Raw genomic sequence first — 13,222 nt, 5'->3', positions numbered from 1 at the left:
TAGAGTCGTTAAGAAAAAACCAAGCCGATACCCTAGAAAAAACAATGCCGCTCACCTTAAGTGAACGGCATTAGAGCCGAAGCTCTGGTTTTTTTACGACTTAAGAAAGCGCATCCTATGCGCCTTCGTTATGAAGCTCTAGGTTTGCTAAATCCTGTTGGATTTCAAGTTGTGTTTTCGCATCATCATTACGAAGACCATCTAAGAAATCTAGGTATTGTTGGTCGATATCACCCGTTACGTATTCGCCGTTAAACACGGAAGTATCGAACTGAGTAATGTCTTGGTTTCCAAGACCTACAGCCTCTACCAAATCTTCTAGACGTTGATAAATAAGCGCATCGGCACCAATCTGCTTACAAATTGTATCGTTGTCACGGCCATGGGCAATAAGCTCTGTAGCACTTGGCATATCAATGCCGTATACGTTCGGGAAACGAACTTCAGGAGCCGCTGAGACCATGTACACTTTCTTGGCACCAGAATCACGAGCCATCTCAATAATCTGCTCTGACGTTGTACCTCGAACAATAGAGTCATCCACCAGCAACACATTCTTACCTTTGAATTCCGAACGAATAGCATTCAACTTGCGACGTACTGATTTCTTACGTTGTTGCTGGCCAGGCATGATAAACGTACGTCCAACATAACGGTTTTTCACGAAACCCTGGCGATAAGGGATATCGATCGCTTGAGCGATTTGCAGTGCAATGTCGCAAGACGTTTCAGGGATAGGAATGACAACATCGATATCAAGGTTTGCGTAATCTTCACGAATACGTTCGCCCAGCTTTTTACCCATTTCAACGCGAGCGCTGTATACCGAAATTTTATCGATGAACGAATCCGGACGAGCAAAGTACACGAACTCGAAAATACAAGGGTTAAGCTTAGGATTATCTGCACACTGCTTCGTGTAAAGCTCACCGTCAAACGTTGCGTAAATCGCTTCACCAGGTGCAACATCACGGACGAAATCAAAACCGACCGCATCCAATGCCACCGATTCAGACGCAACCATGTACTCTGCTCTGCCGTTAACTTCACGCTTACCTAAACACAGCGGGCGAATACCGTGTGGGTCACGAAATGCAATCATACCATGACCAATGATCATGGCGGTCACAGCATAAGCACCGCGAATTGTGCGATGAACATTGGTGACTGCGCGGAATACGTCTTCGGTCGTGACATTTCCTTTTACTGAGTCAATTTCGTGCGCCAGTACATTTAGTAATACTTCAGAGTCTGAAGTGGTATTGATATGACGGCGATCTTTTTCAAACAGCTTCTGACGAACTTCGTTAGCGTTGGTCAAGTTACCGTTGTGGGCAAGTGTAATACCGAAAGGAGAGTTTACGTAGAAAGGTTGAGCTTCTGAAGCACTTGAACTGCCTGCTGTAGGGTAACGAACATGACCAATTCCGACCTCGCCTTGCAGGCGCTGCATGTGTCTTGCTTCAAATACATCCTTGACTAAACCGTTCGCCTTACGCAGACGAAAACGATTGCTTTCTATGGTACAAATACCAGCGGCATCTTGGCCACGATGCTGTAACACCGTTAACGCGTCATAAATAGACTGGTTTACAGGCGTTGTGCCCACGATTCCAACAATACCACACATGTCCTAATCCTCGATTTGCGACAGTAGCTGGCACTACTAGATAGTGCCAGACAGAAAACTTGATGTTGCTTGTAAATGCTCGAAGAATGGGGCGATGATACGGCTGAACTCAGGGATCAACTGTGAATCTTTCCACCAATCCGAGCTTGGGAATGCAGTAAACGCATCCATAAAAAACAGCACCGCAGAAACAATTAAGACTCCGCGTAGACCACCAAATACAATCCCGAGAATTCGGTCCGTACCTGATAGCCCTGTTTTTTGTACCAGTTGACCAATGACGTAATTCACCACTGCACCAACTACCAAGGTTGCGACAAATAACGCCGCAATCGCCGCTCCGTTACGAAACATATCATCTTCGATGTTGGTGAAGTACACCGCCAATTTGGCATAGTAATTACTGGAGATAAAAAACGCTCCGAACCAAATCACCAAAGACAAAGCTTCTTTAGCAAAACCGCGAACTAAACTGATCAGAGCTGAAAATCCGATCACACCTAAAATGATAAAATCTATCCAATTCATCTTTTCTTCATCTTAAGTTGGCGCGCATTTTAACAGAAAAAATGCTGACGCAAACGTTTTCTTATGGATTTAATGGCTTAAATTTAAGCAATTGACCTTTTGAACCTGTAATTTTTTGTAATTCTTGAACTTGTCGTTCAAGTTTACTTTTTGACACATCAGGGCCAACAATCACTCTCGTAAACTCGTTTTCTTTCTTTGTGTGAGCTTGATAACCACGCTTTTGCAAATCCGCGACAAGCGCGACAGCATTTTCGTGATTCTTAAGTGCCATCAACTGAATGATCCAAGCTGAATCTTCATATTGATTTTTCTCTTGAACAGGACGAGTGACGACCTCAACTTGCTCTGGTTGTTTGATGACCTCAGGTTTAGATGTTGGCGCTGGCTCGGGCTCAGAAACGGCTACTTGAGCATCCTCACGTTCTTGCACTACAGCTTCAACCGGAGAATCCGGTAACGTAATGTCGTCTTCCACTGGCTCTAATATTTCGAAGTTTTCCACATCACTATCAAGTTCTGGTTTGATAGGAATACTGGCAAATTCTTCTTTGTAGTGCAGTTTCTTACCATCTAGCACATCGGGAAGAACAATGACTCCGACTGCGACTAGAATGATGGTGCCGACTAAACGACTTTGGAATTTACTTGCCATCAAAATACCTTTACTTATTTATTATTTGATTGCCAATGTTCCAATACCTCTCCGACGGTATGGAATGAGCCAACCACCAGAATAACGTCTCCTGTCTTTGCGTGGCTTCTCGCACTCTCGAAGGCGTCAACAGGGTTTTCAAAATGAACTTGCCCATCAGGTAAGTATTGGCACAATTCATCAGCGGTCGCCGCTCTCGGTCCAGTAAGCGACGCTGGATACCATTGTGTTGCAACTGGAGTTAGAGCTTCAATGGTTGCTTTAATGTCCTTGTCATGCAGCATTGCAACCACAATATGGATATTCTTACCCAGATATTGTTGCTTCACTCTCTCTACCAAATACTCAGCAGAGTGCGGGTTATGAGCGACATCAAGGACTATTTCAGGTTCGTGATGCAGTACCTGCATACGCCCCGCCAAACGAGCATTATTCAAGCCATTGACAATATTTATGTCAGTGATTTGCAATTCCGAAGCCCCTAGTGCCATCAGTGCAGTGGCTGCATTTTGTAATGGTAGCGATGGGATTGGTAAATCCTCTAACTCAAATGCCCCACTGCTCCATTTCCAACCATTATCAGTTAGTTGGTAATCGTACTGAATACCTACTTGGAAGAACTCAGAACCAATATCGTCAGCATGAGCCGCCACGGTCGCTGGTGGCGTCGGTTGACCACAAATTGCTGGCTTCCCTGAACGGTAAATGCCCGCTTTTTCAAAACCAATAACATTGATGTCATCACCAAGCCAATCCACATGATCGATCGCTAAGCTCGTAATAACAGAAACATCATGGTCAACAACGTTAGTGGCGTCTAGACGGCCGCCAAGTCCTACTTCAAGTAAGACAACGTCAACTTTCTCTACTTGGAAAATACGTAGCGCAGCAAGCGTACCGAATTCAAAGAGGCTAAGGCTAACATCACCACGCTGCTTTTCTACATAATCGAATGCTTCACAGTGCTTGGCATCTACAACGTCAACGCCATTAATGCGTACACGCTCGTTGTAACGAATCAGGTGCGGAGAACTATAAACACCGACTGAATAGCCAGCATCAAGTAAAATGGCTTCCATTAACGCACACGTTGAGCCTTTGCCATTGGTTCCGGCAACGGTGATTACGGTTGGAGCTGGTTTGGTAAGATTGGCTTTGTTTGCTACCGCTTGGACACGGTCTAAGCCTAGATCAATTGCTGAGGAATGAATATTTGCTAAATAATCAAGCCACATCTCTAATGAAGATGTGGCTTGAGGAATTGGGTTTTGGGTCATCTAACTTTAACCATTAAATTCTTTGGTTTTTATGTTAGTTGATACTTTACCCTTTTTCGTCCGCTTCTGGTACAGAATATGGCTCTTCATTTGGAGATTCGTTAACCGAAACCACCAAAGGAGACTTGTGGTTAGTCATCTTAGCGATAAGACCACCCACACGCTGACGCATTTCACGACGGTCAACGATCATATCAATAGCACCGTGATCAAGTAGGAACTCACTACGCTGGAAACCTTCAGGAAGATCTTCACGTACAGTTTGCTCGATTACACGACGACCAGCAAAGCCAATGAGGGCCTTAGGTTCACCGATGTTGATATCACCTAACATAGCCAAACTTGCTGATACACCACCCATTGTAGGGTCAGTTAGAACAGAAATAAACGGCAGACCTTTTTCTGATAAACGCTCAAGCGCAGCACTGGTTTTTGCCATTTGCATAAGAGACATTAAAGCCTCTTGCATACGAGCACCACCACTTGCTGAGAAACAAACAAGCGCACAGTTATTTTCAATGGCTGCATCCACTGCTTTCACAAAGCGAGCACCAACGACTGAACCCATTGAACCACCCATAAAGGAGAATTCAAACGCACACGCCACAAGCGGCAGACCAAGCAATTCACCCTGCATCACAACTAGCGCATCTTTCTCACCGCTATTTTTTTGTGCAGCAGAGATACGCTCTTTGTATCGCTTAGAATCTTTAAATTTCAGTTTATCCTGTGGCTCAAGTTCGGAACCTAATTCAACTCGATTACCTTCATCTAAAAATTTTTCCAAACGACGACGCGCTTTCATACGCATGTGATGGTTACACTTTGGACAAACTTCTAAGTTACGCTCTAGTTCAGCATGGTATAAAACCTGTTCACAAGAGGTACATTTAGTCCACACACCTTCTGGGATAGAAGCTTTGCGTGAACTTACTAGATTGCTTTTCTCTAAAATCTTTTCAAGCCAACTCATGGAAGACCTTTTCTCTCAACTCTTCCGCTTCATTGCGAAAGATATAAATTCGACATAATACCGACGGATTAAACCATATCTTGCAGCTACTGTAGATAAAAAACTGGTTGTACCTATTTTTGATATCGTAAATAGCGTATGTTTTCCGTTCACATTCAATATAAACACTACCGATATTTTGAAATAAGTTTGTAAAATTAGTTCAAATTATCTGGTAAAAACAGTGGACCGATCGGCACTTCAGGTAACCCAAACTCTTCTGGGTAGTCTACATCTACCAGGTACAGACCTTCCGCTTTCGCTGTCGCACCCGCTACTTTGCGATCTTTGGCGTCTAATAACCACTTGATCCATTCAGGACTCTCTTCGCCACGTCCAACTTTTATCAAGCTACCCGTGATATTACGAACCATATGATGCACGAACGCATTGGCTTTAATATCAATAACCACATAGTTTCCATGGCGCGTAACGTTCAGATGCATCAAGTTTCGAAATGGACTGCGAGACTGACAATGCGCCGCGCGAAACGACGTAAAATCATTTTCGCCGAGTAGGAACTGCCCTGCTTCATGCATTTTTTTCTCGTCGAGCTCACCATGATAGTGACTAACCCCCGAGTTTAAGATGCCTGGACGTAAAGCATGATTGAAAATAATGTAACGATAACGGCGCGCTGTCGCTGAGAATCTTGCATGGAAATCATCTGAAACTTCTTGAGCCCAACGAACCGCTATATCGCTCGGCATGTTCGCGTTTGCGCCCATGGTCCAAGCTACCATTTTTCGAGTAACGTTGGTATCAAAGTGCACAACTTGTCCCGTGCCATGCACGCCTGCGTCTGTCCGACCAGCACACTGAACTTCAACTGGGTGATTAGCGACGACGGACAATGCTTTCTCTAGCTCTTCTTGGACACTTTTCACTTCTCTTTGGCGCTGCCAACCAAAGTAGTTTGTACCGTTGTACTCGATACCTAATGCGATTCTCATCTTAACCTTCGAACTCTAAAATGGGGCGGGAAGTATATACTCAAGTCACCTCAAGTTGCCAGTTTCACCAAGGGTGACATAAAGGTAGCATCCTACTAACGGGACACAAAAAGGGTAGCAAACGCTACCCTTTTGTTTCGGTTTATCGGCCATTAATGGCGTCAATCAGGCTTTTTGCTTCGCGGCGAATATCATCCTCACCGTAAACAATCGCCTCTTCTAGTAGTTTAATCGCCCCTTGAGAATCGTTCATCTCGAGATAGATTTTAGCCAAATCCAGTTTCCCAGCCGCTTCAGCATTGCTATCTACGTCAATATCGCCGATCTCACCGATAACATCTGGAAACTCGTTCAATCCGACATCGAGCTTAAGGTCTTCTTCTTCGAACTCACCACCTTCTCTGTCGACCTGAGCCATCAATTCATCAATCGTCATAAATTGATTTTTCTTCGGGTCGAAGTCATCCAAGTCGCTTTGCTCTGCCCAGTTTTCTTGCGCGATCTCTGGCTGACTTAGTGCATCACTCGAATTCCAAACATCACGCTGGTCCTCAGGCACTTCTTCAGTAGAACTTACGTTATCAGCAGCGGGTTTAAAGCCATCCCAATCATCTCCAACATCAAGCATGGTTTCAAAATCCACACCTGCACTTGCGATGGTGTCACTGTCTAGTTTACCTTCAAATACTTCTGAGTTTGCGTCTTCCGCAAGAAGGTTAGCCATTGATGATTCATCATCCAAATTACTGAGCGGCTCACCCTCTGTCGCTGTTGGCTGCACTTCTGGGTCAGTATCAAAGCCGTTTTGCTGCGCAAATACTTCAAACAAAGCATCATGATCGTTATCGGCTTGAATAGCTGGTCTCGATGTCTCTGCTTCAACCTTAGGGCTCCCTGAAGCACCCTCGTTCATTGACGCGAGAACATCTTCCTCATTGAACTCTGGAAGATCTTGGTCGTCAAAACTTAACTCTTCATCCTCACCGGAGATTGGTTCTATATCTGCAGTCTCAGAGCTCGGTAATTCTGGCTCTTCTTCCATCGACGCCAAGGCATCTTCTTCGCTGAACTCTGGCAAATCGAGCTCATCAAAATTGAACTCTTCTTCGGACTCAGTTGGCAAGTCGGCTTCAACTTGTTCTAGTTCAATGGACTCGGACGTTTCTAACTCCGGCTCATCCACCATAGACGCCAATGCGTCTTCTTCACTAAACTCAGGAAGATCCAGCTCATCAAAATTGAATTCATCTTCTGATTCAGCTGGTAAGTCTGCTTCAACCTGTTCTGGCTCAACGGACTCGGACGTTTCTAACTCCGGCTCATCCGCCATAGACGCCAATGCGTCTTCTTCACTAAACTCAGGAAGATCTAGCTCATCAAAATTGAATTCATCTTCTGATTCAGTTGGCAAGTCGGCTTCAACTTGTTCTGGTTCAACGGACTCGGACGTTTCTAACGCAGGTTCGCCAGCCATAGACGCCAGTGCATCTTCTTCACTGAACTCTGGCAAATCGAGCTCATCAAAATTGAACTCTTCTTCGGACTCAGTTGGCAAGTCGGCTTCAACTTGTTCTGGCTCAACGGACTCGGACGTTTCTAACGTAGGTTCGCCAGCCATAGACGCCAGTGCATCTTCTTCACTGAACTCTGGCAAATCGAGCTCATCAAAATTGAATTCATCTTCTGATTCAGCTGGCAAGTCTGCTTCAACCTGTTCTGGCTCAACGGACTCGGGCGTTTCTAACGCAGGTTCGCCAGCCATGGACGCCAATGCGTCTTCTTCACTAAACTCAGGAAGATCCAGCTCGTCAAAATTGAACTCTTCTTCGGACTCAGCTGGCAAGTCGGCTTCAATTTGTTCTGGTTCAACGGACTCGGACGTTTCTAACGCAGGTTCGCCAGCCATAGATGCTAGAGCATCTTCTTCGCTGAATTCTGGAAGATCTAGCTCATCAAAATTGAATTCTTCTTCTGAATCGTTGGTCGACTCAGTTTCCGGCTCCAATTCAGGCTCATCCAGTAGCCAATCTTCTTCTTGTGGAACACCGAATTCATTTTCTATTGTATTTGGTGTCGGCGTGAAGGCTGGAATGTCTTCCTCTTGCTCAACGTGAGGCTGTACCTCAGCATCGGACTCCACGGATGGTTCTTGTGTTGAATCAGTATCGGTAGCCTCTTGTTGTAGTGATGAAGCTTCCTCTATCTCCGTTTGTGTTTTTTCAACTTGCTGCGGTAAATCGTCTTCACTATCAAATAGAGCGTCAAGTTCAGCAGAAAAATCCGCTTTTTCTTGTTCTGTTGGCAGAAGTTCTTCACTGTCTGACTCAAATAGGTCGTCTAGCTCGCTCATTAAAGGATCATTCTCTGGTGAGAGGTCCTCTAAATCACCAAGAAATTCATCGCTGCTAAATGGCTCTGAGGCAGCCTCTGGCTCGGTTAATGGTTGATCTTCTACAGCTTGTTGCGTGTCTGGCTGGCTTTCACTTAATAAAGCGTCGATGTCCAACCCAGACTCAATGTCCTGATCTTCATGAGTTTGTTCTGACCCAACTACGGGAGATGGCTTTTCGTCGGCGTCTGGCTCACCAAAACCAAGTGATTTCAGTAACTCTTCCTCTTCCGATTTATTCTGCTCTGGGCTCTCGTCCTCTCGAATCAGATCATCAAACGGATCTAAATCAGCTTCAGTCTCTTCATCAAGTTCAGAGGTAACATCATCAATGAGTTCGTCCAGTAAGTCTGTGCTATCTGCGTCTAACTCTTCGATCGAGTCATCACCTTCAAAACCAGAGATTGCTTCTAGCTCGTTTAGTGGATCAAACTCGTCTGTGTCATCTTCATCAAAATCAATGAGTTCATCGAGTAGCTCTGTACTGTTTTCATCTAGAACAGGACCTTCATTGGCGTCAGCTTCTCGAACTTCCGATTCACTAGCCGGTTGTTCATACTGGGCCAATAGCTTATCGATATCGTCGTCAGATGCCTCTCCTACACTAAAGTCATCATCCGAAACGGGCTGTTTTAACTCAGGCTCATCAGTATCTAAATCGAAGTCATCGTTGCCAAGTTCAGCAAACAAGTCATCAAGCATATCCTGGTCGACAGTGTCACTTGGTAACTCTTCTGACGGCTCATCGGCTGCAAGTAACTCGGCAAATGCGTCGTCTGAAAGCGAGTCTGATTTCTCATTCGCATCATCCGAAAGATCGAAGCCAGACTCATCGTCATCGAGCACTTCTAGTTCTGGAGCAACCTCATCTAAGGCTCGCTCCATTTCTTCTAAACCAAGCGCCTTTTCTTCGCCGTTGACTTGGATACCATTGTTCGATGACTCAAACTCATCCAGACCAACATCTAGGTCACCGTCATCGCCAATATCTGCAAATGGGTCATCGTCCCCTTCCAGATTGAAATCAAGTTCTTCATCGTCGAGGTTAGCAAAGACGTCTTCTTCTAAATCTGACTTCTCTTCTTGTAAAGACTGTGCGTTGATATCTTCATCTGCAAACAATTCATCATCAAGCGTGAGCTCTTCATCCAGCTCATCCGCCGCCGCTAAACCGATTGGCGCCGCAAGAGGATCAACGTTTTGCTGTTCCTGCGCAGCCGCTTCTTCCTCTTTCGCTTTAGAGCGTCGGCCAAGAAGCATAACAACTAGCAACGCAATCAAAGCACCAGGAATTAATGCCGCAAGACCAACGAGCCAACCATTAGACAAAATTTTGTCCATGGTGCTTGGTTGCATGCGCTGTTGTTCAGCAAGGCGTTGGCGCTCTTCAGCAAGCAGCTTCTCGACTTCTGAGCGAATGCGTTCTTCGTCATTCAACTCGCTTTTCAAAGTTTCGACTTCGCTTTGCACTTCTGACAGCATCAATCGAAGACGATGGTTCTTCTCTTCTAATGACTCTAATTCACTTTGTGAGCCTTGAAGTTTGTCCTTTAGCGCACTGACCTGCTTTTCACCCTGCGGAGAGGTGGTTACTGGTGGCGCAGGGATGACGGGTATTGTTTTCGGAGTTGGTTTTGGCTCCGTTGCTGCCACTGTCTCTGGCTTAGTCGCAGACTTGGGTTCTACTTTAATTTGTGGCTTTGGTTGCTCGGTGACTCGTTGTGCTGGCGTCGCTCTATTTGTCGGCTTCGGCTGTTTTAACTTAGCTTCATGCGCCTTCATAATCGCAACAGCTTGCGCTGTGGTCGCGCTTTGCACTTGCTCTAAAGAAGGTACTCGTAGCCGACTCCCTGGGATCAATTCATGAATGTTTTGGTTCTCAAACGCTTGAGGGTTAATTCGGTAAATGGCAAGAAGCGTTTGTTGAACGGTAACACCGCGTGAAGGTCGTAATTCTGAAGCGATCGACCATAGTGTTTGATTTTCACCAGTCGGACCAAAGAAACGTGACGGTTGAGTATTCGCAGGAGGAGCAGGTAATGCTCGCTCAATATCTTCAGCATAGCTCGGAGATGATTGCACTTCACCAGACGGTCCAACAAGACGAATTCCTTCGGCTTGAACCACTGATGATGTCTGAGTCGCGCTCATCAACACAAGGGCTGCTAACAAACGCTTATAATTTTGACGCATAGAAGGCTCAGTTTTGTGCTAAATACAATTTGAAATGGTGATCGGTTAAATATATCGGATATCGCATGCAAAACTATAGCGTTGAGAATAAAAAATGTGTGGCTCTCGCCATATTCGTACTAATCTCACACTATTTTGTTTCGTTCGTACAAAAAAGCCTCGCACTGTGCGAGGCTTTGAAATGAACTGTAAGCGACTTAGTAGTAATCGCGGATCAGAACTTCTGCGATTTGCACCGCGTTAGTTGCCGCGCCTTTACGCACGTTATCAGCAACAACCCACAGGTTTACGCCGCTATGATGGCTGATATCGTTACGGATACGGCCAACCATTACATGGTCTTTACCGCCCGCATCGCGAACTTGTGTAGGGAAGTCTTCACCGTGGAACACTTCGATACCGTCTGTTTGCTCAAGCAAGTTAACAACTTCTTGTGCATCGATAGGTGAACGAGTCTCAATGTGAAGTGCTTCTGCGTGACCGTAGAATACAGGAACACGTACACACGTTGGATTGACTGTGATTGATGGATCGTTAAAGATCTTCTGTGTTTCCCACACCATTTTCATTTCTTCTTTGGTGTAGCCGTTTTCCATCATCTGATCGATTTGTGGAATACAGTTAAACGCGATCTGTTGAGAGAATTGCTTCTTGTCTGCAGGCAGACCGTTTAGCAGCTTCGCCGTTTGACCTGCTAGCTCATCAATACCCGCTTTGCCTGCACCAGATACCGATTGGTAGGTTGATACGTTAATACGCTCAATGCCCACCGCATCGTGAATTGGTTTTAGTGCCACCAACATTTGGATGGTTGAACAGTTCGGGTTCGCAATGATGTTACGGTTACGAAACTCTGCAATCGCTTCTGGGTTTACTTCTGGCACAACAAGAGGAATGTCGTACTCGTAACGGAAGTGTGATGTATTGTCGATAACAATCACGCCTTCATCAGCGGCAATTGGAGCCCACTTGGCTGATAGCTCACCACCAGCAGAAAACAGTGCGATATGCGCTTGAGACCAATCGAACTCTTCTACGTTTTGAACGCGTACCGTTTTACCATTGAAGCGGTAAGTCTTGCCTTCGCTGCGCTCACTCGCGAGTAGGAAGATTTCGCCTACTGGGAATTTGCGCTCTTGAAGCACATCCAAAATTGTTTCACCGACCGCACCGGTCGCACCTAAAATGGCAACATTATATTGCTGGCTCATTGACTTACCTCAATCTGAAAACCTAGTTCTGCTAATGGAGCAAGGTTACATGTTTTGTTACCCACTAGCGTGACAGCGCTGTATTCACGGCGATCCCAGTAGTTTTTACGCATCAGGTCAAAAGCGCCTGGCTTACTGATTTCACGGCGGAAAAGAGCGTCATCTCTACGCACATCATAGATTAACTGCGTTATGTTATGCAGTGTTGCTTCGTCCCAAGCTCTGTCCAATACCATAGTAGGAACAGGCGCGGTTGGCAGTAAATCGCTGGCATGCGCACGTAATTCGTTATTTAAGAACTCACAATAGCTGTTGAAAATCATCGTCGTACCGCGAGCTTTCCCTTCCAGACCATAGCCTGCAACGTGAGGGGTTGCGAATGCTAGCAGAGGCAGAAGCTCCATATCAACCTCTGGTTCAAATTCAAATACGTCAAGTGCCGCTGTAAAGCCATCGTTTTTCAAAAGACGTTGCTTCAAAGCAGCGTTGTCAACGATGGGACCTCGAGCCGCGTTAATCAAAATTTGATCGCTGCGGAGACCATTTAATACCTTCTCATCAATCAAATGATGCGTTGGGTATGGGCCATCTTTGGTGATTGGCGTATGTAGTGTAATGATGTCTGAGCTTTCAATCAGTTCTGTCAACGGAGTAAAGCTACGAGGATCACCAGCCTCTTGTTTGAATGGGTCATTGATGAGAACTTTAATACCCATGCCTTTCAAACATTTCTCTAGGTAGCTACCTACTTGGCCTGCACCAATAATACCTACCGTCTTGTCAAATACCGAGAAACCTTGTTGCTGAGCGAGCACCATCATCACGCTGAACGCGTATTCCGCCACACCCACTTTGTTACACCCTGGCGCCGCAGTGAAGAAAATGCCTTTCTCTTTTAAGAGTGCTTGGTCAACATGATCCATGCCTGCCGTGGCCGTACCAACAAACTTCAGCTTGTTTGCTTTGCTGATCAGGTCAGCATTCACTTTGGTGACTGAGCGAATCATTAGGGCATCAACATCCACTAAATCATCGGCGGTCAGTGTACGACCTGGTTTTAGAATTACGTTACCGAGTTGGCTGAATAGTTCTTCAGCATACGGCATATTTTCATCAACAATAATTTTCATAGCGCCAGCGTTCTAACATCCATTTGTAAGAGTTCGTTTATTCGCAAGATGCGAAACTAAAGCGATTGTGCCCTTTTCCCGAAAAATCTCAAGATATAACACCAATAAACCTCAAGGAGGTAACTCCTATAGAATCGATTGACGGGAAGCCTAGAGAAAAGCAGAAACAGAGAAAAGAAAAAGCCCGGCTAAATAGCCGGGCAAAGTTCCAGAACAAAAGGATCCTATCCCGCTCTCCATGGGA

At 45.5% G+C, this 13,222-nt stretch carries 9 protein-coding genes; all 9 read right to left on the bottom strand.

Features of this window, described 5'->3' with window-relative positions; translation table 11 throughout:
• Positions 1–115: 115 nt before the first annotated feature.
• The 9 genes from purF to R8N49_RS19230 all read right to left on the bottom strand — a co-directional run bounded on the left by purF (position 116) and on the right by R8N49_RS19230 (position 12,978).
• The gene (purF, locus tag R8N49_RS19270; protein WP_005380592.1) at positions 116–1,630 is read right to left on the bottom strand and encodes an amidophosphoribosyltransferase; all 1,515 of its coding nucleotides are present in this window, start codon (positions 1,628–1,630) and stop codon (positions 116–118) included.
• 36 nt (positions 1,631–1,666) lie between these two features.
• A complete protein-coding gene (locus R8N49_RS19265; RefSeq protein WP_005380590.1) occupies positions 1,667–2,158 on the bottom strand; it encodes a CvpA family protein in 492 nt (163 codons plus the stop codon).
• Between the two features lie 61 nt (positions 2,159–2,219).
• Positions 2,220–2,813: an SPOR domain-containing protein gene (locus tag R8N49_RS19260; RefSeq protein ID WP_017820797.1), complete on the bottom strand. Its 594-nt coding sequence runs from the start codon at positions 2,811–2,813 to the stop codon at positions 2,220–2,222.
• 14 nt (positions 2,814–2,827) lie between these two features.
• Positions 2,828–4,090, bottom strand: coding sequence for a bifunctional tetrahydrofolate synthase/dihydrofolate synthase (gene folC / locus R8N49_RS19255; protein WP_017820798.1), 1,263 nt, complete (start codon positions 4,088–4,090; stop codon positions 2,828–2,830).
• Positions 4,091–4,136: 46 nt separating this feature from the next.
• The gene (accD, locus tag R8N49_RS19250) at positions 4,137–5,063 is read right to left on the bottom strand and encodes an acetyl-CoA carboxylase, carboxyltransferase subunit beta (protein WP_318190049.1); all 927 of its coding nucleotides are present in this window, start codon (positions 5,061–5,063) and stop codon (positions 4,137–4,139) included.
• Positions 5,064–5,260: 197 nt separating this feature from the next.
• The gene (truA, locus tag R8N49_RS19245) at positions 5,261–6,055 is read right to left on the bottom strand and encodes a tRNA pseudouridine(38-40) synthase TruA (RefSeq protein ID WP_017820799.1); all 795 of its coding nucleotides are present in this window, start codon (positions 6,053–6,055) and stop codon (positions 5,261–5,263) included.
• 142 nt (positions 6,056–6,197) lie between these two features.
• Complete coding sequence (locus R8N49_RS19240) at positions 6,198–10,637, bottom strand: FimV/HubP family polar landmark protein (protein ID WP_318190048.1); 4,440 nt, start codon at positions 10,635–10,637, stop codon at positions 6,198–6,200.
• Between the two features lie 197 nt (positions 10,638–10,834).
• Positions 10,835–11,848, bottom strand: a complete 1,014-nt coding sequence (locus R8N49_RS19235) for an aspartate-semialdehyde dehydrogenase (RefSeq protein WP_005380562.1) — start codon at positions 11,846–11,848, stop codon at positions 10,835–10,837.
• Positions 11,845–12,978 carry a 4-phosphoerythronate dehydrogenase gene (locus R8N49_RS19230; protein WP_005380560.1) on the bottom strand — a complete coding sequence of 378 codons (1,134 nt, stop codon included), beginning with the start codon at positions 12,976–12,978 and terminating at the stop codon, positions 11,845–11,847. The genes R8N49_RS19235 and R8N49_RS19230 overlap by 4 nt, the downstream gene beginning before the upstream one ends.
• Between the last annotated feature and the right edge of the window lie 244 nt (positions 12,979–13,222).

Source organism: Vibrio sp. 1978, assembly GCF_033344345.1.
The sequence above is the reverse complement of the archived record's forward strand: the minus strand, read 5'-3'. Positions and strand labels throughout refer to the sequence as shown.